The following is a 25664-nucleotide window of genomic DNA, read 5'->3' as shown; positions in this document are numbered from 1 at the left end:
GGTCAGCCTCGGATGGCGTTGGTCAGGCGGCGGCGGGGTGCGCGGGGTACAGCAGGTCGGCGTAGCGGCGCAGGTGGTGATCTGCCGAGCCGAACTGCAGGTCGATGGCCGTGACGCGCTTGAAGTAATGGCCCACCGCGAGTTCCTCGGTCACACCCATGCCGCCGTGGATCTGCACCGCGGCCTGGCCGACCAGCTTGCCGGCCTGCCCGGCATGCGCCTTGGCCGCGCTGGCGGCCAGTGCGCGCCGCTGCGGGTCCGCGCCGGCCTGCATGGCGGCCACCTGGGTCAGCGCGACGGCCTGCTCGAGCTGCACGTACATGTCCGCCATGCGGTGCTGCAGCACCTGGAAGGTGGCGATCGGCACGCCGAACTGCTTGCGCTGGCGCGCGTAGTCCACGGTGTCGCCGAGCATGCGGCTCATGGCGCCGCCGGCTTCGGCGCACAGCGCCACCGCGGCCTCGTCGGACAGGCGCTCGATCAGCGCCAGCGCCTGGCCTTCTGCGCCGAGCAGGGCATCGTCCGGCACGAAGACATTGTCCAGGCGGACCTCGGCGGCGCGCGCTCCGTCCACGGTGGGATAGGCCTGCAGCGCGACCCCCGGCGTGTCGCGGGGGAGCCAGAACAGGCTGATGCCGGCGCGCTCGCGCCGAGTGCCGCCGGTGCGCGCGCTGACCACCAGGTGCGTGGCCCACGGCGCGGCCACCACCACCGCCTTGTGGCCGCTCAGGCGCCAGCCGCCCTGCGCGCGCACGGCGGTGCTCTGCACGTCGTGCAGGCAGTAGCGGCTGCGTGGCTCGGCATGCGCCCATGCCACGGTGGCTTCGCCGCCGATGATGGCGGGCAGCCACTGCGCGGCGAGCGCTTCGTTGCCGTGCAGCAAGGCGCCGCCGCCGAGCACCACCGTGGACAGGTAGGGTTCCATCACCAGGTGGCGGCCGAATTGCTCCATCACGATCATGTGCTCGACCGCGCCGCCGCCAAGACCGCCGAAGCGCTCGGGAAAACCCGCGCCCAGCAGGCCAAGCTCCTGCGCCAGCGCCTTCCAGCACGCGGGCCGCCAGCCGGCCGGCGAGCGTACCGCGGCCTGCCTTGCCTCGAAGCCGTAGTGATCGGCCAGGTAGCGCGCGAGCGTGTCGCGCAGCATTGATTGTTCTTCGCTGAATTGGAAATCCACCTTGGGTCCTCGGCGCGGTTGCGGGGTGGCAACCATTATGCGAAGGGCCGCCGCGGTCGCATCGTCGGATGCGACGAATCACCCGCCGCGCGCCGCGCGTTTTTTTGCGGCGCTGCACCAGCGCGCGTTCGTCGCTTCCGACGATGTTCGCGCAAGGCGCCTGTCCCGACAATGGCGCAAGCCATGCCGGCGCCACGCGGTCCCGCTGCGCCAAGCCGGCCATCACGACACTCCAGGAGGGGCAGTCATGCATCCGCATGTTCACGCGCAGCGCTCGCCGGACAAGCCGGCCATCATCATGGCCGGCGGCACCGTGGTCACCTACCGCGAACTCGACGAACGCTCCAACCAGGTGGCGCGGCTGTTCCGCGACCACGGGCTGCGGCCCGGCGACCGGGTCGCCTTCCTGCTGGAGAACCACCCGCGCCTGTTCGAGCTGTGCTGGGGCGCGCAGCGCTCGGGCCTGATCTACGTGTGCATCAGCACCCGCCTCAATGTGGACGACGCGGCGCACATCGTGAACGACAGCGGCGCCAGGATGCTGGTCACCTCGCGCTCGCAGGCCGAGGTCGCGCAGGGACTGGCGGCCAAGGCGCCGGCGCTCGGCACGTGCCTGATGATGGGGGGCACCGCGCCGGGCTTCGCCGCCTACGAGACCACGCTGGCGCAGTATCCCGGCTGGCGCATCGACGACGAATGCGCCGGCACCGACATGCTCTATTCCTCCGGCACCACCGGTCGCCCCAAGGGCGTGTTCACGCCGCCAGCCAGCCAGCAGATCGACGTGGCGGGCTCGCTGGTGCTGATGTGCCAGTCGCTCTACGGCTTCGGCCCCGACATGCGCTACCTCTCGCCCGCGCCGCTGTACCATGCCGCGCCGCTGCGCTACAACATGGCCGTGCAGCAGCTCGGCGGCACCTCGGTGGTGATGGAGCACTTCGATGCCGAGACCTTCCTCGCGCTGCTGGCCCGGCACCGCATCACCCACACCCAGGTCGTGCCGACCATGTTCTCGCGCATGCTCAAGCTGCCCGAGGCCGTGCGCCGCCGCTACGACGTCTCCACGCTGCGCTTCGCCGTGCATGCCGCCGCGCCGTGCCCGGTCGCGGTCAAGGAGCAGATGATCGACTGGTGGGGCCCCATCATCTGGGAGTACTACGCCGGCACCGAAGGCAACGGCTCCACCGCGGTCGGCTCGGCCGACTGGCTCACCCACAAGGGTACGGTCGGCCGCGCCTCGATCGGCGAACTGCGCATCTGCGAGGACGGCGGCGCGGTGCTGCCGCCGGGCGAGCCCGGCACCATCTATTTCGCCGGCGGGCGCCACTTCGTCTATCACAACGATCCCGGCAAGACCGCGCAGTCGCGCCACCCGGCGCACAGCGACTGGACCACGCTGGGCGACGTGGGCTACGTGGACGAGGAGGGCTTTCTCTACCTGACCGACCGCAAGGCCAACATGATCATCTCCGGCGGCGTCAACATCTACCCGCAGGAGGCGGAGAACCTGCTGATGACCCATCCCAAGGTGATGGACGTGGCGGTGATCGGCGTGCCCAATGAAGACTTCGGCGAGGAGGTCAAGGCGGTGGTGCAGCCGCTGGACATGACGCTGGCCGGGCCGGCGCTGGCCGAGGAGCTGATCGCGTTCTGCCGCGACAACCTGTCGGGCATCAAATGCCCGCGCTCGGTGGATTTCGCCGCGGAGCTGCCGCGCCTGCCCACCGGCAAGCTGGTCAAGCGGCTGCTGCGCGACCGCTACTGGGCCGGGCGGGAGAACAAGCTGGTGTAGATCGCGCCGGAGCCGCCGGCGTTGCCTGACGTTTTCCCCTCCCTCGCCCCCGGGCTCGCTCCCGCAAGCGGGAGAGCGGAGAAATGCACCGGCATGCGCGGCGTCACCGTTGAAGGCGCGCCGGCAGCCTTGCCGGCGTTTACGCCATAATCGGCCGTTCGATCCCTGGCGCATGCGGCGCCGGCAGCCGGCAACCATAAGCCGGAGCGGATCGCGCGGCATCCGCAGCCAGGGTGCCGCCGCCAACAGGAAGACACGGCGAATGGCCACAATCGAGGAGACCAGCGCGGGACAGCAAGGCGCGGCCCGCGCCGCCACACTGGTGGCGAAGCTGCGCCCGCCCATGCTGACCCCGTTCCAGGTGGAGCGCCGCGCCATCTGCGAGGCGGTGTGCGCGGCCGGCTTCGTCAAGCTGGTGCTGGTGCGCGCGCCGGCCGGTTTCGGCAAGACCACCGCCATGCTGCAATGCCGCGCGCGCCTGGATGCCGGCGGCATGGCGACCGCCTGGCTGACGCTGGACCGCGCGGACAACGACGCCTCGCGCTTTCTCGGCTCGCTCGAAGCGGCTTTCGAGCAAGTGCTGCGCAAGGCCGGCGCGCCGCAGGCCGCGGCGCTGGCGGCGCCGCTGTCGCCGGGCGAGCATGCGCTCGCGCTGATCGATCGCATGGCCGCGCACGACCGGCCCTTCACGCTGTTCCTGGATGATTTCGAGGCCGTGCAGAACCCTGCCGTGGCGGGGCTGGTGTGGCAGGTGGTGGAACAGCTGCCGCCGGGCGGCCGCCTGGTGATCGGCACGCGCTGGGTGCCGGAGTCCGGCCTGGCCCGGCTGCGCGCGCGCGGCGAGCTGCTGGAGATCGAGCCGGCGCAGCTGCGCTTCACCGCCGAGGAGACCGACGCCTTCCTGCGCGGCGCGCGCGGCCTCTCGCTGCAGCCGGCGGCGGTGTCTACGCTGCACCGGCGCACCGAAGGGTGGGCCACCGCGCTGTGGCTGGCCTCGGTCGCGCTGGAGCGGCGCGGGCCGCCCGATGCCTTCATCGCCGGCTTCTCGGGCTCCAACGCGGCCATCGCCGATTACCTGGTCGAAGACGTCTACCTGCACCTGCCTGAGGCCGTGCGCGCCTTCCTGCTGCGCACCTCCATCCTCGACCAGCTCAGCGGGCCGCTGTGCGACGCCGTGTGCGGCACCACCGACAGCGATGACATCCTGGCCTGGCTGGAGCGCGCCAACCTGTTCGTGATGCCGCTCGACGGCGAGCGCCATGGCGGCGGCGCGGACAGCCCGGCGCAGGCCGGCACGCGCTGGTATCGCTATCACAGCCTGTTCTCCAGCTTCCTGCGCGCGCAGCTCCACCAGGTCATGCCAGCCGAGGTGCCGGCGCTGCAGATGGCGGCTTCGCGCTGGTACGAGGCGCAGGGCCGGCCGGTGCCCGCCATCGAGCATGCGCTGGCCGCCGGCGCCGTGGCCCATGCGCTGCCGCTGCTGGCGGACAGCGTGGACGACCTGCTGGCCCAGGGCCGCATGCGCCTGCTGACGCGCTGGCTGGACGCGGTGCCGCCCGGGGAGATGGCAGCCTGGCCGAAGCTGCAGATCGCGCATGTGTGGGCGCTGTCGTTTACGCGCGGCCCGGCCGATGCCATCGCGCTGCTGCAGACCATCCCGCTGGACGGCGCCGAAGGCGACCTGCGCGCCCATGTGCGCGCGCTGCGCCATATGCTGCTCAACATGATGGACCGCTTCGACGAGGCGCGCGCCTGCAGCCGCGACGACCCGCTGCCGCTGCCCATGGGCTACCCCTTCCCGGACTCCATCCTCGCCACCTCGATGGCGCGCATGGCCGCGGTCATGGGCGACTACCGCGAGGCGCGCCGCCTGCTGGGCCTGGCCCGCCAGGTGGTGCGCGGCTCCGACAGCAATTTCAACAAGATCTTCTCGGAGTCGGTCGAAGGGCTGATCGACCTGCGCCAGGGGCGCCTGCAGCAGGCGCTGGCGCGCTTTCGCATTGCCGCCAGCACCATGCTGCCCAACCGCTACGGGCCCACCAACGGCAACGCCATGGCCTGCATCCTGCTGGCCGAGGCGCTCTACGAGATCAACGACCGCGAGCGCGCCGAGCGCCTGCTCAACGTCTACGTGCCGCTGGCGCGCGACCTTGGCCTGCCGGACCAGATCATCAGCGGCCATACGGTGCTGGCACGCATCGCCTGCGAGCGCGGCGACATCGACGGCGCGCACGAATGGCTGGCCGCGCTCGAACATCTGGGCCACCATCGCGGCCTGCCGCGCCTGGTGCAGGGCGCCATGCTCGAGCGCGCGCGCCTGGCCTTGCTGCAAGGCAATGGCCATGCCGCCGGCGAGGCGATCCAGCACGCCGCGGACCCGGCGCTGTGGCGCAGCCGCCCCGGCGCCAGCGCGGTCAGTTCCTTCGCCAACGATGTGGAAGACGTGGCCATGGGCCGCCTGCGCCTGGCGGCGTTCGCCGAGCCTGCCGCCGCCACCTGCGAAGCCATCGCGGCGGAGCTGGCCGCGGCCGGGCACGCCCAGCTGATGCGGCGCGCGCTCAAGCTGCGCGTACTGCTGGCGCTGGCCTGCCAGCGCTGCGGCGATAGCGCCCGGGCCCAGCAGGTCATGGGCGAGGCCCTGCGCTTCGGTGCGGCGGAAGGATTTATCCGGATCTTCGCCGACGAGGGCGCGCCGGCCCGCCGCCTGGCGGCCGACGCCTGCACGCGTGCCGGCATCGCGTTGCCCGCCGCCTATGTGGAGCGGCTGCTGCAAGCTTGCGGCGGTGCGCCCGACGCGGCCGGCACGGCTGATTCCGCCGCCCAGCAGGCCCGCCGCGACCTGCTCGAGCCGCTCACGCCCAAGGAGCAGAAGGTGCTGCAGTTGCTGGCCGAAGGCTTCTCCAACGTCGCCATGGCCGAGCGCCTGTTTGTATCGGAGACCACGGTGCGCACGCACTTGCGCAATATCAGCGCCAAGCTGCGCGCCAGCAACCGCACGCAGGCGGTGGCCATCGCCCGGCAACTGGGACTGCTGTAGGGCGCGCCACGCGCGCGTCGCGCGGCCGGCCCCGGCCGCGCCATAGCACACCGCTGCCACACCGGAGCCACACCCCACTTCGCGGCACGCCACGCCCGTTGCCGCTGCCGTACACTACGTGCCGTCCCCGGCGCGCCGGGGACGTGTCCGGCGCCGAGCCAAGCACCGGATGCAAAGCGCACACGCGCGCCGGGGATGGTCTGCGCACCAGCGGAACGAACGGAATGCAGGCGGGCGGCATCCCTGGTCAATACAAAAAACAACAGACAAGGAGTGAAGGATGTCCCCAGACCTCAGCGCCGGCGCGCTCGAAGGGCGGGCCCGCACGCCGTTCCTGTCCAAGGAGCGGATCGTCGCGGCCCCCGGTTTCAATCGCTGGCTGGTGCCGCCCGCGGCATTGGCGATCCACCTGTGCATCGGCATGGCCTACGGCTTCTCGGTGTTCTGGCTGCCGCTGTCGCGCGCCATCGGCATCGCCGAGCCGCTGCGCTGCGGCGCCGATGTCGGTTTCCTGCAAGAGCTGTTCGTCACCGGCTGCGACTGGAAGGTGTCCACGCTGGGCTGGATGTACACGCTGTTCTTCGTGCTGCTGGGCAGCTCSGCCGCGATCTGGGGCGGSTGGCTSGARCGCGYCGGCCCGCGCAAGGCCGGCGTGGTCAGCGCGCTGTGCTGGTGCGGCGGCATGCTGATCTCGGCGCTGGGCATCCACCTGCACCAGTTCTGGCTGATGCTGCTGGGGTCGGGCGTGATCGGCGGCATCGGGCTCGGGCTGGGCTATATCTCGCCGGTCAGCACGCTGATCAAATGGTTCCCGGACAAGCGCGGCATGGCCACCGGCATGGCCATCATGGGCTTCGGCGGCGGCGCGATGATCGGCTCCCCGCTGGCGGCCGAGCTGATGGCGAAGTTCGCGTCGCCTGCCAGCGTAGGGGTGGCGCAGACCTTCACCGTGATGGCGGTGGTCTACTTCGTGTTCATGATGGGCGGCGCACTGTCCTACCGCGTGCCGCCTACCGGCTGGACCCCGGCGGGCTGGACCGCGCCCGCCAGCCGTGCGGCCAATGCCATGATCACGGCGCACCATGTGCATGTGAAGCGCGTGTGGGGCATACCGCAGTTCTGGCTGGTCTGGATGGTGCTGTGCATGAACGTGTCGGCCGGCATCGGCGTGATCGGCATGGCCAGTCCCATGCTGCAGGAAGTCTTCGGCGGCAGCCTGATCGGCGTGGCCGGGCGCTTCGGTGAACTCGGCAAGAGCCAGCTGGCCGCCATCGCCGTGGTGGCGGCGGGCTTCACCGCGCTGCTGAGCCTGTTCAATATCGGCGGACGCTTCGTCTGGGCCAGCCTGTCCGACAAGCTCGGCCGCAAGATGACCTATATGGTGTTCTTCGTGCTGGGCGGCCTGCTGTACGCGAGCATCCCCACGCTGGCGGCCAGCGGCCAGAAGCTGCTGTTCGTGGGCGCGGTCTGCGTGATCGTCAGCATGTACGGCGGCGGCTTCGCCACCGTGCCGGCCTACCTGGCCGACCTGTTCGGCACGCAGATGGTCGGCGCCATCCACGGCCGCCTGCTCACCGCGTGGGCCACGGCCGGCATCCTGGGCCCGGTGGTGGTCAACTACATGCGCGACTACCAGCTCGGCCTCGGCCTGCCGCGCGAGCAGGTCTACAACCAGACCATGTACATCCTCGTCGGCATGTTGTTCATCGGCCTGGTGTGCAACCTGCTGGTGCGCCCGGTCAATCCCAAGTACTTCATGACCGAGGCCGAGCTGGCCGAGGAAAAGCGCCTGGCCCATGACCGCGCGCAGGCCGTCACGGGCGGACCGGTCGCGCGTCCCGGCGGGCAGGCCGGCGGCGGCGTGGCCTGGCTGGCGTGGGCCGCCGTGTGCGTGCCGCTGGCCTGGGGTATCTACCGTACGGCGCTGAGCGTCGCGACGTTCTTCCATTGAGCGGAGCCGGCGGCCGCCCGTTCAGGGTGTGCCGCCCGGCAGCAGGGCCGCGGCGGTGTCGCGCGGCGCGGGGCTCCGGGGTTTGCCGCCGCCTTCCGCCCCGTGGTCGTTCTCCTCCTCCTCTTCTTCCTCTTCCTCACCGTCGTCCGCGTCGATACCGGTCAGCGCCGGCGGCACGCCCGTGCGCGCGCCCCACGCGTAGATGCACAGGGCGATTGCGGCGACCAGTGCGGTGTCCCAGGGATGGGCGACCACGCCGGTCCCGCCGAAGTCTCCCAGGTACGACGCCAGCATGATCAGCACATAGAAGGCGATCAGCCAGAGCGAGCTGCGCACCTGCTGGCGCAGCCCGACCCGCTGGGTCGGCACGGCACGCCAGCACAGCAGGTAGGCCGCGAACATCGCGATCTGCAGGCCGAGCAGCCACGACACCGTCCCCCAGCCAGACCAGTACACGATCAGCGCCGCGACGATGAAGGAGACCGGCCCCAGCAGCGCCAGGCCCTTGACGCGAAACGGCCGGTGCAGCCCGGGCGCATTGCGCCGCAGCGCGGCCACGGTGACCGGGGCAATGGCGTAGCTGAGCACCAGCGCGGCGGACACCACATTGATCATGGCTTCCCATGAGGGGAACGGCAGCGTCCAGAACACCGACAGCGCGAAGGTCAGCCACAGCGCGGGGCGCGGGATGCCGGAGGCGGCGTCGATGCGTGTGAACAGCTTGAAGAACGTGCCGCCGCGCGCCCAGCCGTACACCACGCGCGGCGTGGCGTTCATATAGATGTTGCCGGTGCCGCTGGGGGAGATGACCGCATCGGACACCACCAGGACGGCCAGCCAGCCGATGCCGAGCGCCAGCGCGATGTCGTGGTAAGGCAGCGCGAAGGCCTTGCCCATGCCGGCCCAGCCCTGCGCCACCGTGGCGGCCGGCACGCCGCCCAGGAAGGCCAGCTGCAGCAGCACGTAGATCAGCGTGGAAAGCAGGACCGAGAGAATCAGCGCGATGGGGATGGTGCGCTGGGGCGAGCGCACTTCGCTGGCCACCGAGATGATCGGCGTGAGGCCGAGATACGCGAAGATGATGCCGCCCGCCGAAACCGCGGCCTGGACGCCGGACAGGCCAAACGGCGCGAAGCCGTGCGCCTGCAGGTTGGCCGGCTCGAAATGCGTGAACAGCACCACGATGACCAGCAGCGGCACCAGGAACTTGAATATGCTGATCACGTTGTTGGCGCGCGCGAAGGTCTTGACGCTGTAGTAGTTGAGCGCGAAGAACAGGCACAGCATCAGCAGTTGTACCGTCCAGCCGGCCAGCGTGGGACTGCTCGACCCCGGCTGGCTCAGCCACGGGAACCACGCGGCGGCATACTGGCGCGCGGCCACCACCTCGATCGCGATCAGGCTGGAGAAGGCGATCAGCGTGATCAGTCCCATCAGGTAGCCCAGCAGCGGGCCGTGCGAGAACACCGGGTAGCGGATGATGCCGCCAGCGCGCGGCAGCGCCGCGCCGAGCTCGCAATAGACGATGCCGAGCAGCAGCACGGCGAAGCCGCCCAGCAGCCAGGAAAGGATGCCGGCGGGGCCGGCGATGGCGGATACATGGCTGGCCGCGAACAGCCAGCCGGAACCGAAGATGGCGCCCAGGCCGATAAACGTGAGATCGGTCAGGGAGAGTTGCCGTTTGAACTTGCCTTGCACTGGGGGCATATGGGCTCCTGTGGCATCGGGAAGAAGGGCCGCCCGCGCGGCACGGGTCCGGGCGCGGCGGACGCCGCGCACGCCGGCCGCGGCGGCGCATGCGGGAAGCCGCCGGCGCTGCCGGCGGTGGCGGCGGTGGCGGGGATCGCGGGTTGCCGCTGCCGCGGCGGCGCTCAGAGCCCCACGTCGGGCAGCGCGGGCCGGGTGGCCAGGGCCAGCCCGACCACGGCTTCGACATGCGCGCGCGCCTCCCCCTGCAGGGCCAGGCGCGGCGGGCGCGTGACGGCGCTGCCGCGGCCGGCCAGCGCCTCGCACAGCTTGATGCATTGCACGAGGTCGGGACGCGCGTCCAGGTGCAGCAGCGGCATGAACCAGCGGTACAGCGCCAGCGCCTCGTCATGGCGCCGCTGCATGGCCAGCCGGAACAGCGTCTCGCCTTCCTTCGGGAACGCATTGGACATGCCGGAGACCCAGCCCTCGGCGCCCACGGCGATGCTCTCGAGCACCACGTCGTCGAGCCCGGCGAACAGCACGAAACGGTCGCCCACGGCGTTGCGCAGATCGGTGAAGCGGCGCGTGTCGCCGGACGAGTCCTTGAAGCAGACGATGTTCTCGCAGTCGGCCAGGGAAACCAGGATGTCGGGCGTGATGTCGCTGCGGTAGGCCAGCGGGTTGTTGTAGATCATCACCGGYAGGTCGGTGGCGGTGGCGATGCTGCGCAGGTGCGCCGCCGCTTCGTGCGGCTGGGCGGAGTAGACCAGCGCCGGCATCACCATGACGCCGTCCACGCCGGCCCGTGCCGCCTCGGCCACCATGTCGCGCGCGAAGGCCGTGGTCAGCTCGGCGATGCCCGCGATCACGGGCACGCGCCCCCCCGCGGCGTCCCTGGCGGCCTCCATCACCTCGATCTTCTCGCGCGCGCTCAGCGAGGTGTTCTCGCCCACGGTGCCGCACACCACGAGCCCCGATACACCGTCCTCCACCAGCTTGCACATCACCTTGTGGGTCGCCTCGATATCCAGCGTGCAGTCCGCCTCGAACTGCGTGCTGACGGCGGGGAACACACCGCTCCAGTGCGGCTTGCCGCGGGTTGTCTTGCTGCTCATCGTGTCGTCTCCTGTGGTTGGCATGGGAGCGGCGCCATCAGGGCGCCGCCCGGGAATCAGCACACAGGTTCGCAGTTACGCGCGCTTCCCGCTTGAGGCTTTTTGCCTGGAAGGCCGACGAAATCGGCACACCGGCACCGCGTCGCGTCGTCAGCCCGATGCCGCCTGCGGGCGGAACTGCCGCGGCGTCAGGCCGGTATGCGCCTTGAACTGCCGGCTGAACGCGCTGTGATCGGTGTAGCCGCATTCGAGCGCGATCTCGGTGATGGGCATGCCGGTGGACAGCAGTTCGGAGGCACGTTCCAGGCGCACCTTGTGGATCATCTGGCGCGGCGTCAGGTGGAAGATGCGCTTGCAGTAGCGTTCGAGCTGCGCCGCGGACAGGCCGGCCAGGCTGGTCAGCTCGGACAGCAGGATGGGCCGTGCATAGTGTTCGCGGATATAGGTGTCGACCGCCGCCAGGCGCTGGTAGGCCGGGTGCGCTTCGCGCGCGAGCTGCAGGTCGTGGGAGATGCCGGCCATGCCGATGATGCGCCCGCGCTCGTCGTGCACGGGGTGTTTGTAGGTCATGCACCAGCCCGCCTCGCGCGCGGGATAGAGGTGCAGTTCGAGCTGTCCGGAGATGACGTCACCGGTATCGAGCACGTGCCGGTCCTGCTCCATGTAGCGCTGGCCGAGGTAGGCCGGAAAGACCTCGGCCGAGGTCTTTCCGAGCAGCGGATCGACGCGTTTGAACCCGCAGCGCGTGGCCAGCGTCAGGTTGGCGACCAGGTAGCGCGCGGCCCTGTCCTTGATGAAGAACACCACGTTGGGGATCGCGTTGAGCAGCGGCGTGACCAGCGCGATGGCATCGAGCAGCGCATCCATGTCGCGCGGGCGCTGCCTGGCGTTGCCGGCGCAGATGGCAGCCAGGTGCGCGACGTGGGCGGGCGGCAGGCCGCGCAATCCGTCGTCGCTGCCGTCATGGCCATCCTCGCCGGCCTCGTCCTCGCGCGGGGACGGCGCGGGCCGCCAGGATGCGGCGGCAGCGGAACACATCGAAGGGGAGGGCGGGTGGGGCATGTCGTCTCCTGATGGCGCTTGTGGGTCCAACCATAAACCATGCCGTGCGCGCTCAAGGCGCGCTCGGGCCGTCTTCCAGCATCAAGGTGCCGATGCGCGCGGGCGACAGCGGCGGACGCGGCGCGGGCAACGGCCAGCCGAGCAGCACGCGCGCGGCGCTGGCGCAGATGCGGCCCTGGCAGGCGCCCATGCCGCAGCGGCTCTGCATCCTGGCGTGCCATGCATCGGGCTGCGCCCGGATGGCGCCGAGCGGGACGTCCTCGCAGCGGCACACCAGCGTGTCGGCGTGCGCCGCCTGCCTGTGCGCGGGGTCCAGCACGAAGGTCGCCTGCACCAGCGCGGCGAACCCGCGCCAGTACGCGCGCCGCCGGAACAGCTTGCCCGCACGCGTTGCGTCTGCCGCGGCGGCGTGGCCCGCGATGGTGCCTTCGACCAGGGCCAGCTCGCTGCCGCCGATGCCGGTGCATTCGCCGGCGGCGTAGATCCGGTCCATGCTGGTCCGCTGGAGCGCGTCGACCACGATGGCGTCGGAGCCGGCATCGATCTGGCAGCCCAGCAGCGCGGCAAGGCCGGTGTCGGGCACCAGGCCGAAGCCGCATGCCAGGCGATCGCACGGCAACTCCACGCGCCGGTCGCCCCGGCGCAGGCGCACCGCGCGCAGGCGGTCGTCGCCGAGCGCGGCTTCCACCAGGACGCCCGTGCGGTAGCGGTGGTCCAGCAGCATGCCGGCTTGCAGCGCCTTGCCCGGCCAGCGCCAAAGCGCGCTGCCGAAGCGCAGCACGCGCGCCAGCGGCGCCTGCTCGGCGATGCGCACGACCCGCGCGCCATGGCGGCGGGCGGTCGCCGCGGCGGCAAGCAGCAGCGGGCCGCTGCCGGCGATGACGGTGCGCTCGCGCTGCACGGGCATGCCCGCCTTGATCAGCGCCTGCAGGCCGCCGGCGCCAGTGACGCCGGGCAAGGTCCAGCCGGGAAAGGGCAGCAGCAGCTCGCGCGCGCCGCTGCACAGCACGAGGCTGCGGTAATGCAGCCTCGCGGCCGTGTCGGCCTGCTCCACCAGCAGCGTCCCGGGCGCCGGCGCCGCCACGATACGGCTGCCGGCGAACAGCGTGATGCGTGCGTCGGCCGCCAGCGCGCGGCGCCATGCGCGCGCGCTGGCGGGCAGTGCCGCGCCGGGGCCATCGCGCCAGATCTGGCCGCCGGGCGCGGCGTTGTCGTCGACCAGCGCCACGCTGGCGCCGCTACGGGCGGCGGCGCGGGCGGCGGCCATGCCGGACGGGCCGGCGCCGGCCACCAGCACGTCGAATTCGCGGCCATGCGCGGCGTGCAGCCTGGACCCGCTCATGGCGTGCGTTCCAGCACCATGCCTTCGCGGCAAGGCGTCTGGCATGCCAGGCGCCGCCGGCCGTCGATCGTCATGCGGCATTCCTGGCAACTGCCCATGCCGCAGAACGGTGCGCGCTGCTGGCCGCCGCACGCGCGCCGCGCCCACGGCTGCCCGGCATGCGCCAGCGCCGCGGCAGCCGAGATGCCGGCGGGCACGCGCATGGGCTGGCCGTCCAGCCGTATGGTGATCATGGCGCCGGTGCCGGCAACCGTGCTGCGTCTCATGTCTTGTCTCCGGAGGCGGGCCGGCCGGCGCCGGCGGATGCCGGCAGGAACCGGCCCGGCGCGTACGGCAGGGGATCGAACGGCGGCGCGTGCCCGAGCAGCAGGGCCGCGAGCAGCCGCGCGCTGCCCGGCGCCGTGGTCACGCCAAGCCCTTCGTGGCCCGCCGCCAGCCACAGCCCCGGCTGGCCCGGCTGCGCGCCGATAAGCGGCAGGCCGTCAGGGGTGGCCGCGCGCACGCCGGTCCAGCAGCGGATGGCATTCATGTCCGCCAGCCCGGGCAGGTAGCCGGCCGCGCGCCGCAGCATGCGCGCGACGAGTCCGGCGTCCACGGCGGCATCGGCATGGTCGAACTGGCGCGACGAGCCGATCAGCAACTGGCCGGTGGGGCGCGGCTGCACATTGAACGCGACCGAGGTCCCCTCGGACTGGTGGGCGCTGGCGGCATAGCCGAGTTCGACCAACTGGTGGCGCACGCGCGCCGGGTAGCGGTCGGTGATCACGAGATGGCCCTTCTTGGCGCGCAGCGGCAGTCCGGGCACCAGTTGCGCGGCGTGGATGCCGTTGGCCACGATGACCGCATCGGCCGTCAGCCGGGTGCCGTCGTCGAGCGTGACCTCGTTCGCCGCCACCGCGCGCACGGTGGCACGCCGGCGGTCGATGCGCGCGCCGCCCTGGGCAAGCAGCCAGGCGGCCGCGGCCGGCGCGTAGACGATGGCGTCCTCCTCCACCTTGAGCGCACCGGCCAGGCCCGGGCGCAGCATCGGCTCCGCGCGCGCCAGTTCGCGCGCGGTCAGCAGCGCGCCCGGGACGCCCCGCGCCCGCAGCGCTGCGCGCCGCCGGGCGGCCTGCGCCAGTTCCTCCTCGTCGGCGGCCAGCCACAGCGTGCCGCAGCGGCGGTAGGCACAGGCCTCGGGCATGCGCGCGGCCAGCACGCGCCAGAGGCCGAGCGACGCCGCGCACAGCGCCTGCTCGGCCGCGTTGTCGTCCATCAGCACGAGGTGGCCCATGCCGGCGTGCGTGGCGCCGCCGCGCTGGTCGTCGAGCACCCGCACGTTCAGGCCATGCGCGGCCAGTTCGGCGGCGCAGGCCGCGCCTACGATGCCGGCGCCGATCACGATGGCGTCTGCGCAATGCAGGGCCCGGCTCACGCCACCAGCCCCCAGCCGAACGGATCGTCGCCGCCGACCAGCAGCGTGCTTTCGGCGCAGACGTGGGCGGTGCCATGGATGGTGGGCACGATGCGGCCCGCTTCTCCGGCCGGCGCATAGTGCGCCACGAAACGGCTGCCGGTGATGCCGGCCTGGCGCCACGGCGCGCCTGGCGCCAGCTTGCCGTCGGCAGCCAGGCAGGCCAGCTTGGCGCTGGTGCCGGTGCCGCACGGGGAGCGGTCGTAGGCGTTGCCCGGGCACAGCACGAAGTTGCGGCTGTCGGCGTCGTCGGCCGGGCCGGGCGGGCCGAACAATTCGATGTGATCGATCGCGGCGTCGCCCTCGGCGCGGATGCCCGCATGCTCCAGGGACCGGCGCAGCGCGCCGGCGAAGGCGGTCAGGGCGTCCACGTTGTCGTGCGCGATGCGCTGGCCATGGTCCTCGCACAGGAAGAACCAGTTGCCGCCCCAGGCGATATCGCCTGCGACGGTGCCGTGGCCGGGCACCGTCACCGCCACGGCGCGCCGGTAGCGCCATGCCGGCACATTGCGCACGCTGACCGAGCCGTCTTCATGCAGCACGGCATCGACCATGCCCACCGGGGTCTCGATCCGGTGGCGGCCGGGCGCGATCCGGCCCAGGTGCGCCAGCGACGCCACCAGCCCGATGGTGCCGTGGCCGCACATGCCCAGGTAGCCGCTGTTGTTGAAGAAGATCACGCCGGCGCAGGCATCGGCCGAGGCCGGAGCGCACAACAGCGCGCCGACCACCACGTCGCTGCCGCGCGGCTCCAGCACGGTGGCCGTGCGCCAGCGGTCATGCTCGCCAGCCAGCCGCACGAGGCGATCGGCCATGCTGCCGCCGCCCAGATCGGGGAAGCCGCCAATGACCAGGCGCGTCGGTTCGCCGCCGGTATGGGAGTCGATGACGGTGACCCGGTGCGCGGCGCGCGTGGCCGGGGAACGAACGGTGGATGGGGGGGCGAACGGGCCGGGAGCGGACTCGGCCGGAGCGGAAGGCTGGCGCATGGCGGGGCTGGCGGGGGCAAGATGGATGACACTTATAGTGTGGCATCTCAAACCTGACCCGGCTTGTCGTCTTTCCGCGTCGGGACCGACGAAATCGGCATAGTTGCCGAATCCGGCGGCCGCGCTGTCAGATCCCCACGAACTCCGCGAACTCCTCCAGCGGCGCGCGCACGGCACGCAGCTGGTTGGCCGGCGCCCCGGGGTCTTCGTAGCCGATGGCCATGCCGGTAAACAGCATGCGTTCGGCGGGGATCGAGAGAAAGGCCGAGATGGTCCGCGGATAGATCGCCCAGCATTCCTGCGCGCAGCTGTGCAGGCCATGCTCGCGCAGCAGCAGCATCACGGTCTGCAGGTACATGCCGAGATCCGACCACTGCGGCGGGCCCATGCGGCGGTCCACGGTGCAGAACAGCGCCAGCGGTGCGCCGAAGAAGGTGAAGTTGTTGGCGAACTGCGCGATGCGCGCGCGCTTGTTTTCGCGCGGAATGCCCAGGCAGCGGTAGAGTTCCTCGCCCACCTGGAAGCGGCGCTCCCGGTAGGGCGAGACCAGCTCTGGCGGATAGATGTCGTACTCCTTGCCTTCGCCGCCGGGCCGGCTGGCGATCAGCTCGCGCATGGTGCCCTTGAGCTGCTCGAGCGGTTCCCCGCCCACCACGTGGATATGCCACGGCTGCAGGTTGCCGCCCGAGGGTGCCCGCGCGGCCTGTTCGAGCACGTCGCGGATGATCTCCGGCGCCACCGGCGCGGGCAGGAAGCCGCGCACGGATTTGCGGGTCTGGACTGCGGTACTGACGTTCACGCTGTGCTCCTGGCGATGCGTTGGGCGTTGTCTCTGGCTCAGATGAAGGGCGGCTCGTTGCCCCAGTCGTAGAAGTCCGGCATGTCCTGCGAGACCCGCTCCGGGAAGTTGGCGGGGCGCTTTTCCAGGAAGGCATCGACGCCTTCCTTGACGTCGGCGGACTGGCCGCGTGACTGGATCGCGCGGCTGTCCAGCCGGTGCGCCTCCATCGGGTGGCTGGCGCCGGCCATGCGCCAGATCAGCTGGCGCGAGATCGCCACCGAGACCGGCGCGGCGTTGTCCGCGATCTCGCGCGCCAGCGCCTGCGCCGCCGGCAGCAGGTCTTCGGGCGCGTGCAGCGAGCGCACCAGGCCGCGATCGAGCGCTTCCTGCGCGCTGAACACGCGTCCGGTGTAGCACCACTCCAGCGCGGTGGAGATCCCCACCACGCGCGACAGGAACCATGACGAAGCCGCCTCCGGCGTGATGCCGCGGCGCGCGAACACGAAGCCGAACTTGGCGTCGGTCGAGGCCAGGCGGATATCCATCGGCAACTGCATGGTCACGCCCACGCCCACCGCCGCGCCATTGACGGCGGCGATGACCGGCTTGAGGCTGCGGAAGATGCGCAGCGAGACGCGCCCGCCGCCGTCGCGGTGCGCGCTGCCCTGGCTGCTGGCGCCGTAGCGCTTCTCGAAATCGAAGGTGGAGCCGCCCGAGGCCAGGTCGGCACCGGCGCAGAAGGCGCGCCCCGAGCCGGTGACGATCACCGCGCGCACATTGTCGTCGGCGTCGGTGGCGTCGAAGGCGGCGATCAGCTCCTCCATCATCTTCGGGGTGAAGGCGTTGAGCCTGTCCGGGCGGTACAGGGTGATGGTGGCGACACCGGCCTCAACCGCATATTGCAGGGTCTCGAAGCTGGGGGGCAGGGATGCTTGGGATGCGTTGCTCATGGCTGGCCTTGGCTGCTCGAAAGGGTTGGCTGGTAAGGTAGTGCAGAATCATGCGCCTGCAATCGTCGCATCCGACGAGGCCGGCAGTGGACCGGCGCCTTAGACTGGCGCCAGCTTGCCTGGCGGCGGCCGGCATTTGCCGCGCCGGGGCAGGACAGAGAATCGGCAAAGACAAGAAGGAAGACAGGAACATCATGAAGACGCGCATCACCGAATTGCTGGGCACCCGCTATCCCATCATCCAGGGCGGCATGCAATGGGTCGGCTACGCCGAGATGGCCGCCGCGGTATCGAACGCCGGCGGCCTCGGCGTGCTGACCGCGCTGACCCAGCCCACGCCGGAGGCGCTGGACGCAGAGATCCGTCGCTGCCGCGAGCTGACCGACAAGCCGTTTGGCGTCAACCTGACGCTGCTGCCGTCGATCAACCCGCCGCCGTACGCGCGCTACCTCGACGTGATCATCGAGAATGGCATCAAGGTGCTGGAGACCGCCGGCAACAACCCGAAGGAGCACATCGCGCGCGCCAAGGCGGCGGGCATCAAGGTGATCCACAAATGCGTGGCGATCCGCCATGCGCTGTCGGCCGAGCGGCTGGGCGTGGATGCGGTGTCGATCGACGGCTTCGAATGCGCGGGCCATCCCGGCGAAGACGACGTGCCGGGCATGGTCCTGATCCCGCTGGCGGCGCGCCGGCTCGGCATCCCCGTGATCGCCTCGGGTGGTATCGCCGACGGGCGCGGCATGGCGGCGGCGCTGGTGCTGGGTGCAGAGGGCGTGAACATGGGCACGCGCTTCTGCGCCACGCGCGAGGCGCCGATCCACCACAACATCAAGCAGGCCCTGGTGGAAGCCAGCGAGCGCGATACCAACCTGATCTTCCGCACGCTGCACAACACGGCGCGCGTGCTCAAGAACGCCGTCTCGGACGAAGTGGTGACCATCGAGCGCCAGCCGGGCGGCGCGCAGTTCGAGGACGTCAAGCACCTGGTGGCGGGCGTGCGCGGCAAGGCCGCGCTGAACGCCGGCGAGACCGACGGCGGCATCATCAGCGCGGGCCAGTGCGTGGGCCTGATCGACGACATCCCGAGCTGCGAGGAGCTGATCGAGCGCATGGTGGCCGAATGCCGCGAGCAGCTCGGCGTGGCGTCGCGCTTCTTCGCGGCCTGAGGCGGGGTGGTGTCCATGGCAGAAGCCAATGAACCGGGCGCCGGCAGCGCTGGCGCGGACGCGGCGGCGGTGCCGCCGGGATTTGTCGCGCTGCGCGGCGCCAGCGGCTTTCTCGAGCATTTCGGCCAGCTCTACGTGGACCGTGCGCGGCGCGTGGTCGCCATCCGCATCGGGCCGCAGCATCTGAACCCGCTCGGCATCCCGCACGGCGGCATGCTGGCCACGCTGGCCGATACCGCCATCGGGATGATGATGGCGTTGGAGGCAGGGCGCCAGCATCCGGCGGTGACCGCCAACCTCAGCCTCGACTACTTCGATGCAGCGCGCGTGGGCGACTGGGTGGAAGCGCACGTGGCGTTCGACAAGCTCGGCTCGCGGCTGCGCTTCGGCAGTTGCCGCCTGCTGGCGGGCGAGCGCTGCCTGTTGCGCGCCACGGCGATCTTCTCGGTACTGCAGCCGCGCGTCTGACAGCGCGCGCCGGCCGCGCAATCGTCGCTTCCGACGACGCCATGTGCCGGGCAACTGCTCCAGAATCCGCATCAGGATAAACAGGGTTTGCCTGGAACGATAAGAGGAGAGCACATGGCAGAGGCATACATCGTAGCGGCCGCGCGCACCGCGGGCGGGCGCAAGGGCGGCAAGCTCGCGGGCTGGCATCCGGCGGACCTCGCCGCGCAGGTGCTGGACGCGCTGGTCGCGCGCAGCGGCGCCGATCCCGCACTGATCGACGACGTGATCATGGGCTGCGTGGGCCAGGCCGGTGAGCAGGCCGGCAATGTGGCGCGCAACGCCGTGCTGGCTTCGCGCCTGCCCGAAAGCGTGCCCGGCACTTCCGTGGACCGCCAGTGCGGCTCGTCGCAGCAGGCGCTGCATTTCGCCGCACAGGCCGTGATGTCCGGCACCATGGATATCGTCATCGCCGCTGGCGTGGAAAGCATGACGCGCGTGCCGATGGGCCTGCCGTCCTCGCTGCCGTTCAAGAACGGTTTCGGCAGCTCGATGAGCCCGGCCATGCAGGAGCGCTATCCGGGCGTGAAGTTCAGCCAGTTCACCGGCGCCGAGATGATGTCGCGCAAGTATGGCCTCACGCGCGACGACCTCGACCGCTACGCGCTGGAAAGCCACCGCCGCGCCATCGCCGCCACCCAGGCCGGCCGCTTCAACCAGGAAATCGTGCCGGTCGCCGTGCGCGCCGCGGATGGCAGCGGCAATGGCGAACTGCACACCGTGGACGAAGGCATCCGCTTCGAAGCGAGCCTGGAGTCCATCGGCAGCGTCAAGCTGATCGAGGAGGGTGGCACCGTCACCGCCGCCAGCGCCAGCCAGATCTGCGATGGCGCCGCCGGCCTGATGATCGTCAACGAAGCCGGCCTGAAGAAGCTGGGCGTCAAGCCGCTCGCGCGCATCCATCATATGTCGGTGCTCGGCCACGATCCGGTCATCATGCTCGAGGCGCCGTTGCCCGCCACGCTGCGCGCGCTGGAGAAGGCCGGCATGAAGATCGGCGACATCGACCTGTTCGAGATCAACGAAGCGTTCGCGCCGGTGCCGCTGGCGTGGCTGCAGGCCACGGGTGCCGATCCGGCGCGCATGAACGTGCACGGCGGCGCGATCGCGCTGGGCCACCCGCTGGGCGGTTCTGGCGCGAAGCTGATGACCACGCTGGTGCATGCCCTGCATACGCATGGCAAGCGCTACGGCCTGCAGACCATGTGCGAAGGCGGCGGCATGGCCAATGTGACGATCGTCGAGCGGTTGTAGGAGACGCCACTGAAGACGGTCCCGTGAGACGCGGGACCGTCTTCCGCTCGCCGGTGCGCCACGGAACGTAGTGGCGCAGCGTCTCACGCGGAGTCAGGCAGAAGTTGTTGTGAGGAGTGTTCCACCAGTGGGGTGCTTCGGGCAGCGGCAGATCACACGGTCCCTGGGCCATAAAGTGGCGGATGTACTCGCAGACTTGGGCGACGTAGAGGATACGAGGGTCACTTGGCTCGTTGCTATCGACCCAAATTGACCGTGTTGGTGCCCAAGTTTCCTGCATAGTCCGGGCTAGCACCCTTCGGCTGAAACTGCGTGGAGACTTGCGTGCTTTCATCCATCGCATGGGGCAGCCAATCGCTTGCTGACCGAAACCGATGCCGCCTTCTCTGGATTTCAGCAAACATGGACCGCCGTTGGAAGTCAGGCACGATGATCGCCATCCTCGTCGGCGAAGCCGCACAGCCGGTCGTTCTCCGGCGGAAACTGAGGTTCCGGGTAAGTGAGGATGATGAGTTGGGGGAGCGCCATCACCGGCATGACCAGCAGCACGATGACCAGGTCCACCCAGAGGGTGAGCGGTAGCCACCAGCGGCGCTTTGGATCGGTGAAGGAGGCGAGCACCCAGCGACCGCCGTAACGCAGCAGTACATCGCGCGAGCTGCGTGGTGGCGATTCCACGGTGGGGGGCGGGAGGTTTGGGTCTCCCGCCATATACCGTTGCAACCATGTCCACGTTGATTCATTGTAATAGCCGATATGAGCCCCGATGATGGGAACTTTGACAAGTTCGCGTTCCGTTAGATTTGACGTGTATCCAACAAGATATAGATAGCCCTGGCCTTTGCCTCGATAGTAATCGATGGCCAACAACTCGTCCCAATCGAGAATCCAAAGGGAATCAGGACTTTCATCCGGATACGGGACGAAGTAAATCCTTCGCGCCCTGCGATCGACCCGCACAGTCGAACTGCGATAGCGAAGGCGATAACTCAGCATGCGTGATAAACTAATTATCAATAGATACGCGATCGGGAATGTCGCGGCGGAACCAAACGGGAGTGGTGAATCCGTGTTTGACTGCAACAGTCCGACACCAATGATCATAAAAGCGCCAAAAATAATAAGCGCCCCCATGTGCCACGATATAGTTGTGTCGTTTCGCTGAAGAGTATCCGCTATCAGCACTATGCAATGTTCGCTCGAACGAAGGGTAGTAATGGTCGGTTTAACACTCGGATCGGGCTCTAGCGGTAGGGTCGTACTTGCCGAGCGAAACAGGCGCCATTTCCGCTGGGCGTTGGCAAACGTAGGCCGCATTGGGGAAGGGGATCGTATCTTCATCTGGACACCTTGACTGGCCTTGAGGGGGAGCCTCATTAGCGATGGACCATGGTTGCTCACCTGCCCCTTACAATTTGTGCATTTCTATCCAAGTGGGTGCTTGCACACCGCCTTAAAGGAAGAGGGGTTAAGGCTGCTTGCGAAAATAGTGATCTGATTTTTTCACTCCTGGCGGTGAGAAATTCTTTCCCCATTTGGTTACTAGGTCTCCATCGTCCTTATGTAGTGAGAGCAGACACTCATGTGGTGAGTACGGTGCGACACCATATTGGTTGATGGTTTTTCCGTCGGAAAATTTAAAAAATAAAATATTTATCTTGTTCCCGATTGCTTTTGTGGTGCACATTATTTTCTGATCTTGCTGGAATCCTTGCCAGGAGATATCGCACTTACCCCCGGGGTCAATTGAGATTATTATATCTGTAATTATTGGCTGTATACCATCTGAAAATTGATCTGCATAGCCGTATGATCCGTACCGTGGTTTTAGATGGCCATATTGGCCCGCCATTCCCATGGGAGGGAACACGCCAAGCAGGCAGGCCAGAATTAGCCGGATAGTCATTGCGACTATTCTGTCGTGGTGGCTGATTAATGTCATCCGTAGTAGCCCTTGCTCATTCTTTTCTTGTATTTTTCAAGAATCTTAACTGATACCTCTCCCTTGATCATGGTGTTGTCCTGTTTGGTGTCTAGACCTCGATTCTGCCAATGAACGAGGTTGATAAATCATTTGCGGTCTCATCTTATTTGTTTTTCCGGGATTATCTTTCCAAAATTTTGCCGATGAATACTCAGAATCAGCGTTCATCATTTGAATTTCTCATTGGGGCTAGGGTCGGGTGGGCTGATTTTTTGATAACGTCTTCCGTCGTAACGGTAGTTTGCTACACGTTGCGTCCCTGCTGTCTCGCTTTTTATCTCTATCGTTTGCATGCCGTAGAACATCGGGGACTTGCTGGAAATCGAATATCCTCCAGCGTTTAAGACTAGTGTTGGTTGGCCGTTTTCCCTCTTTGTGACTATCCATATAGGGCCAAGTGCGGCTCCCCAGCCACAAGATTCTGCGGTCGTTATTACGTACGATCGATCTGAAATGGATAAGGAAATTTCCTTTCCAATCAATCGACAATTCAATGCCTTGAACGCCTGATAAGACGGGTCGATCTCAACTCTCGCCGTGATGTTATTTTTCAGCGGAAACAGATCAGCATCTTCGATTGTCAGATCGTTTTCGTCGGAAAAAGCCAGTCCACATGCAATTAAGCTTGCGGTTGCGAAAATTACGACTAAGATGTGTTTAATTTTGGTTACTCCAGTATGCTTTTGCATATATTATCTAGGTAAAGATCAAGTCTGGGCATTATTTCCTGCTCGGATATTTCCCTTCCGCCATATTGCAGGGATGGTCCGTCGTGATGATAGGCGTAGGTCATGAGGAAAACATTCCTTCCCGAATAGCGTGCGCGTGCCATTTTCATGTTGTCGAGTGTGTGCCTAACCAGGGCATCCGCGCTCGTTTCGGCATCAAATCTTTGGGAATCGGTGGTTATCCCATAATGAAGAGCTGTCGCATCTACAAATTGCCCTAAACCGGCTGCTGATGTTGTTCCGGCCGCGGCATCCGGATTAAATCCAGATTCAACGCGAGCTATTGCCAAAACCAATGCCAGATCTTCCCTGGTTAGATTGTTATTTGTGGCGGCTTCAACTATTAAATCGATTACCTGCCGTTGAACGTTCTTTGTCGCATCACCGTGGACGCGGCTATTACCCGATAATCGTCCTGGCGTCTTGTCAATTGGCAGGCGGTAGTGGCTATGGGTCACTACATCCTCATCCCTGTATTGCATCCCGACAGGCGCATACATGACTTCGTAGTTGATGCATCGACTGTTTTTTGGGAAATTCTCAACAAATGCCACCGGGTGAATGTGAAACACGAATGGATCGATGGGGAAGCCATTCACTTTGCCTGCGATTGCATCCCACCACACCAGCTTGGCAATGCGCGCCTTCTCGCTCTGCCAGGCGGGCTGCGCGGAGGGCGGCACGTTCTTGTCCCAGGCGTTCCAACTCGCCGGGTCGGCCTTCCATTCGCTCGGATAGCGAATGATCAGGCGTGATAGTTCGCCGAGCTTGCCGCGGCTGCGCTGGACGGCCTGCAGTTCGCCCAGGGTCAGCCGGTGATCGGGGGTGGTATCGAGGCTGGCAAAGACCTTGCGCATGGGTTCGTCGAGCTGGGCGTCGTTGAGGGCCAACTCGCCGCCCTGAAACGCGGTCATCTGGTCGAGGGTGGTGAAGATGTTGCCGTAGCCTTCGCCCTTGGGTTTGGACTCGATGAGTTGGAAGTCCACCCATTCGTGCGGTGAGTGGAGGCTGACGCCGGCGTGGCCGGCTTCCCCGGCCCAGCCGATAGCGATGGTGGTGTCGTCGCTGATTTGCACTTGCCGCCAGCGTTTGCCAGCTTCGTCCACGGCATAGACGGTCGGTGGTTGGCTAGGATCGGGTGCGTCGCTCTTAGCCTGTTCAAGTGGTGCCAAGCCGAAGCGCTGAGGGTATGGGCCGTTGGCGGGACCATTGTCGACAAAGGTCAGTGGAAAGCTTGACCAGCCCTGTGCAAGGTCGGTGACAAGCAACTTGCCCTTTTCCAAGGCGTACAGGGCATTGAATGCTTGTTTTGTCATCCAGACCGGTTCGCTGCTGGCTGCGGCAAGCAGAATGCCCCGAAAGAGCGTGGCCCCCTGCTTGCCGGCGGTGCCCTGTTTCGGTGGGCGGACGATATCCTTCGCCGCGTAAGGCGTGCCATTGCTGTGGCGGAACAGCTTCGCGTCCGCCGCCCCTTTGGGCAGTGCATCCCCGGTCCCCTTGGCCCCCTTGGGCAGTACCGGCTTGCGCTCGATCCATTGCATGGTCTGGATCGGTTTGACCTTCACGTAGAGGGCATCCTCATGCGGGGTACCGTCCAGTTCCACCACGGTGTTGGCGGCCAGTAAGCCGGCCTGGGATTCGGCCAATGCAGCGTTGCGTAGTCGAGCGCCCGGCGCTACGCGTAACAGGGTCTTCTCCTGCGGCTTGGCAGCGCTGGCAGCCACCCTGCTCTTGTCGAGGAAGCTTCTCAATTCGGGGCCGACAATGATCTCGTGATGCAGAATTACCCTGTCCTGGGCAGGGTCCTTGATCCGCCGGTACTCCCCCAGGTGGCCGAGCAAAGCGCCGGCCTTGATGGCGATGGCGGATACGGGCGTGACCACGCTGTCGAAGGCTTCGGGGGCCTTGCCCTGGGCCTCCAGGTACCCGAGTTGCACCCAGCCCTGTTCGACTCCGGCTAGCGGCTCCGTCTGTGCAGTGGAGGGCGAGGCGATCTTGCCCTGCAGCACACTGCTGATCTTGACCCACTTTTTGTCCGGGCTGCGTTCGACGGCGGTAATGCGAGCGCCACGGGGCAGGATGCCGAGGACGGTGCTCTTGGGGTTCGGCTGCGAACAGATGCCCAGGCCCACGACCACCGGATCGGTTGCACCGGTCGTGGTGGACGGCTTGGGGCTCCCTTGTTTGTCCTTCTTGGGGAGCGCTTGTTTGTCGCTCGCTTTCTGCGTCACGCGGTAGGCCGTTGCCGGCCAGTAGTCGGGACGCTTGACCTTGGTGCCCAGGCGCTCGTAGTCATTGAACGAGCGCAGGTGCATGGCCAGGCAGAAGTAGGTCAGCGTGTTGCCGGCCGGGTATTCGAGGGTGTGGCGGGTGAGGACGAAGCCCGTGCTGAATGGCGTCTGCGCTGAACCGTTGGCCATGGGTACTTTCGGCGTGCCGGGGACGGTGGGGTAGTCGCGGTTGACTTGGTAGGCAATGACCTCGCCCTTGGCAATGGCGCCCATGCCTTCGTCAAGAGACAGCGTGTTGGCCATCGCATGTACGTAGTGGATGCCGCAATGCACGCCGGAGGGCCCCAGCGGGTAGAAGCCGTTGTCGGCAAGGCTGAGCGCCTTGTAGTAGAGCGCGGCGTCGCGCACCTCCTTGCCGGCTTTGTTTTTGAACGGAAACTTGAACGAAGGCAT

General features: G+C 67.8%; 19 protein-coding genes and 1 pseudogene. 6 read left to right on the top strand and 14 right to left on the bottom strand.

Going from position 1 to position 25664, the window contains the following annotated elements; translation table 11 throughout:
• Window positions 1-22: 22 nt before the first annotated feature.
• Window positions 23-1177 (bottom strand): acyl-CoA dehydrogenase family protein, encoded by a 1155-nt coding sequence (locus tag AB4Z48_RS32390; RefSeq protein ID WP_441621614.1) that lies wholly within the window; start codon window positions 1175-1177, stop codon window positions 23-25.
• Window positions 1178-1424: 247 nt separating this feature from the next.
• Between AB4Z48_RS32390 and AB4Z48_RS32385 the strand changes: the two genes are divergently transcribed.
• The 3 genes from AB4Z48_RS32385 to AB4Z48_RS32375 all read left to right on the top strand — a co-directional run bounded on the left by AB4Z48_RS32385 (window position 1425) and on the right by AB4Z48_RS32375 (window position 7957).
• The gene (locus AB4Z48_RS32385) at window positions 1425-2969 is read left to right on the top strand and encodes an AMP-binding protein (RefSeq protein WP_441621612.1); all 1545 of its coding nucleotides are present in this window, start codon (window positions 1425-1427) and stop codon (window positions 2967-2969) included.
• Between the two features lie 262 nt (window positions 2970-3231).
• Window positions 3232-6006 carry a LuxR C-terminal-related transcriptional regulator gene (locus tag AB4Z48_RS32380; protein WP_441621610.1) on the top strand — a complete coding sequence of 925 codons (2775 nt, stop codon included), beginning with the start codon at window positions 3232-3234 and terminating at the stop codon, window positions 6004-6006.
• Window positions 6007-6286: 280 nt separating this feature from the next.
• A complete protein-coding gene (locus AB4Z48_RS32375) occupies window positions 6287-7957 on the top strand; it encodes an OFA family MFS transporter (protein WP_441621608.1) in 1671 nt (556 codons plus the stop codon).
• A gap of 141 nt (window positions 7958-8098) precedes the next feature.
• On the opposite strand, the pseudogene AB4Z48_RS32370 reads toward AB4Z48_RS32375, so the two are convergent.
• The 9 genes and pseudogenes from AB4Z48_RS32370 to AB4Z48_RS32330 all read right to left on the bottom strand — a co-directional run.
• Window positions 8099-9664 (bottom strand): annotated as a pseudogene (locus AB4Z48_RS32370) (APC family permease); the annotation flags it as partial.
• A gap of 164 nt (window positions 9665-9828) precedes the next feature.
• Window positions 9829-10761 carry a dihydrodipicolinate synthase family protein gene (locus tag AB4Z48_RS32365; RefSeq protein ID WP_441621606.1) on the bottom strand — a complete coding sequence of 311 codons (933 nt, stop codon included), beginning with the start codon at window positions 10759-10761 and terminating at the stop codon, window positions 9829-9831.
• Between the two features lie 150 nt (window positions 10762-10911).
• Window positions 10912-11823 (bottom strand): helix-turn-helix domain-containing protein, encoded by a 912-nt coding sequence (locus AB4Z48_RS32360; RefSeq protein WP_441621605.1) that lies wholly within the window; start codon window positions 11821-11823, stop codon window positions 10912-10914.
• A gap of 52 nt (window positions 11824-11875) precedes the next feature.
• The gene (locus AB4Z48_RS32355) at window positions 11876-13165 is read right to left on the bottom strand and encodes an FAD-dependent oxidoreductase (protein ID WP_441621603.1); all 1290 of its coding nucleotides are present in this window, start codon (window positions 13163-13165) and stop codon (window positions 11876-11878) included.
• The gene (locus AB4Z48_RS32350; protein ID WP_441621601.1) at window positions 13162-13431 is read right to left on the bottom strand and encodes a (2Fe-2S)-binding protein; all 270 of its coding nucleotides are present in this window, start codon (window positions 13429-13431) and stop codon (window positions 13162-13164) included. The genes AB4Z48_RS32355 and AB4Z48_RS32350 overlap by 4 nt, the downstream gene beginning before the upstream one ends.
• Window positions 13428-14579 carry an NAD(P)/FAD-dependent oxidoreductase gene (locus AB4Z48_RS32345; RefSeq protein ID WP_441621599.1) on the bottom strand — a complete coding sequence of 384 codons (1152 nt, stop codon included), beginning with the start codon at window positions 14577-14579 and terminating at the stop codon, window positions 13428-13430. The genes AB4Z48_RS32350 and AB4Z48_RS32345 overlap by 4 nt, the downstream gene beginning before the upstream one ends.
• Complete coding sequence (locus tag AB4Z48_RS32340) at window positions 14576-15607, bottom strand: 4-hydroxyproline epimerase (protein ID WP_441621597.1); 1032 nt, start codon at window positions 15605-15607, stop codon at window positions 14576-14578. The genes AB4Z48_RS32345 and AB4Z48_RS32340 overlap by 4 nt, the downstream gene beginning before the upstream one ends.
• A gap of 127 nt (window positions 15608-15734) precedes the next feature.
• Complete coding sequence (locus AB4Z48_RS32335; RefSeq protein WP_441621595.1) at window positions 15735-16406, bottom strand: nitroreductase; 672 nt, start codon at window positions 16404-16406, stop codon at window positions 15735-15737.
• Window positions 16407-16444: 38 nt separating this feature from the next.
• Entirely contained in the window at window positions 16445-17338 is an 894-nt protein-coding gene (locus AB4Z48_RS32330) for a crotonase/enoyl-CoA hydratase family protein (protein WP_441621593.1), read from the bottom strand.
• 194 nt (window positions 17339-17532) lie between these two features.
• Here AB4Z48_RS32330 and AB4Z48_RS32325 point away from each other — a divergent pair, with 194 nt between their 5' ends.
• From AB4Z48_RS32325 to AB4Z48_RS32315, 3 genes are all read left to right on the top strand, one after another.
• Complete coding sequence (locus AB4Z48_RS32325; RefSeq protein ID WP_441621591.1) at window positions 17533-18507, top strand: NAD(P)H-dependent flavin oxidoreductase; 975 nt, start codon at window positions 17533-17535, stop codon at window positions 18505-18507.
• Window positions 18508-18522: 15 nt separating this feature from the next.
• A complete protein-coding gene (locus AB4Z48_RS32320; protein ID WP_441621589.1) occupies window positions 18523-18975 on the top strand; it encodes a PaaI family thioesterase in 453 nt (150 codons plus the stop codon).
• A 114-nt stretch (window positions 18976-19089) separates the two neighbouring features.
• A complete protein-coding gene (locus AB4Z48_RS32315; RefSeq protein WP_441621587.1) occupies window positions 19090-20268 on the top strand; it encodes an acetyl-CoA C-acetyltransferase in 1179 nt (392 codons plus the stop codon).
• 420 nt (window positions 20269-20688) lie between these two features.
• Here the strand turns inward: AB4Z48_RS32315 and AB4Z48_RS32310 are convergent, their stop codons facing one another.
• From AB4Z48_RS32310 to AB4Z48_RS32295, 4 genes are all read right to left on the bottom strand, one after another.
• Window positions 20689-21372, bottom strand: coding sequence for a DUF6708 domain-containing protein (locus tag AB4Z48_RS32310; protein ID WP_441621586.1), 684 nt, complete (start codon window positions 21370-21372; stop codon window positions 20689-20691).
• A 364-nt stretch (window positions 21373-21736) separates the two neighbouring features.
• On the bottom strand, window positions 21737-22174 hold the full coding sequence (locus AB4Z48_RS32305) for a DUF5991 domain-containing protein (RefSeq protein ID WP_441621584.1): 438 nt from the start codon (window positions 22172-22174) through the stop codon (window positions 21737-21739).
• 245 nt (window positions 22175-22419) lie between these two features.
• Window positions 22420-22941 (bottom strand): hypothetical protein, encoded by a 522-nt coding sequence (locus AB4Z48_RS32300; protein ID WP_441621582.1) that lies wholly within the window; start codon window positions 22939-22941, stop codon window positions 22420-22422.
• Entirely contained in the window at window positions 22920-25664 is a 2745-nt protein-coding gene (locus AB4Z48_RS32295) for a transglycosylase SLT domain-containing protein (protein WP_441621581.1), read from the bottom strand. The genes AB4Z48_RS32300 and AB4Z48_RS32295 overlap by 22 nt, the downstream gene beginning before the upstream one ends.

The organism is Cupriavidus sp. 2TAF22 (genome assembly GCF_052115045.1).
Classification (GTDB): Bacteria; Pseudomonadota; Gammaproteobacteria; order Burkholderiales; family Burkholderiaceae; genus Cupriavidus.
The sequence above is the reverse complement of the archived record's forward strand: the minus strand, read 5'-3'. Positions and strand labels throughout refer to the sequence as shown.

What these genes read in the sequence shown, in the direction of transcription:
- AB4Z48_RS32385 (WP_441621612.1), top strand. Translation starts at nt 1,425, where the DNA reads ATGCATCCGCATGTTCACGCGCAGCGCTCGCCGGACAAGCCGGCCATC.
- AB4Z48_RS32380 (WP_441621610.1), top strand. Translation starts at nt 3,232, where the DNA reads ATGGCCACAATCGAGGAGACCAGCGCGGGACAGCAAGGCGCGGCCCGC.
- AB4Z48_RS32360 (WP_441621605.1), bottom strand. Translation starts at nt 11,823, where the DNA reads ATGCCCCACCCGCCCTCCCCTTCGATGTGTTCCGCTGCCGCCGCATCC.
- AB4Z48_RS32355 (WP_441621603.1), bottom strand. Translation starts at nt 13,165, where the DNA reads ATGAGCGGGTCCAGGCTGCACGCCGCGCATGGCCGCGAATTCGACGTG.
- AB4Z48_RS32350 (WP_441621601.1), bottom strand. Translation starts at nt 13,431, where the DNA reads ATGAGACGCAGCACGGTTGCCGGCACCGGCGCCATGATCACCATACGG.
- AB4Z48_RS32340 (WP_441621597.1), bottom strand. Translation starts at nt 15,607, where the DNA reads ATGCGCCAGCCTTCCGCTCCGGCCGAGTCCGCTCCCGGCCCGTTCGCC.
- AB4Z48_RS32330 (WP_441621593.1), bottom strand. Translation starts at nt 17,338, where the DNA reads ATGAGCAACGCATCCCAAGCATCCCTGCCCCCCAGCTTCGAGACCCTG.
- AB4Z48_RS32325 (WP_441621591.1), top strand. Translation starts at nt 17,533, where the DNA reads ATGAAGACGCGCATCACCGAATTGCTGGGCACCCGCTATCCCATCATC.
- AB4Z48_RS32320 (WP_441621589.1), top strand. Translation starts at nt 18,523, where the DNA reads ATGGCAGAAGCCAATGAACCGGGCGCCGGCAGCGCTGGCGCGGACGCG.
- AB4Z48_RS32315 (WP_441621587.1), top strand. Translation starts at nt 19,090, where the DNA reads ATGGCAGAGGCATACATCGTAGCGGCCGCGCGCACCGCGGGCGGGCGC.
- AB4Z48_RS32310 (WP_441621586.1), bottom strand. Translation starts at nt 21,372, where the DNA reads ATGATCATTGGTGTCGGACTGTTGCAGTCAAACACGGATTCACCACTC.
- AB4Z48_RS32305 (WP_441621584.1), bottom strand. Translation starts at nt 22,174, where the DNA reads ATGACTATCCGGCTAATTCTGGCCTGCCTGCTTGGCGTGTTCCCTCCC.
- AB4Z48_RS32300 (WP_441621582.1), bottom strand. Translation starts at nt 22,941, where the DNA reads ATGCAAAAGCATACTGGAGTAACCAAAATTAAACACATCTTAGTCGTA.
- AB4Z48_RS32295 (WP_441621581.1), bottom strand. Translation starts at nt 25,664, where the DNA reads ATGCCTTCGTTCAAGTTTCCGTTCAAAAACAAAGCCGGCAAGGAGGTG.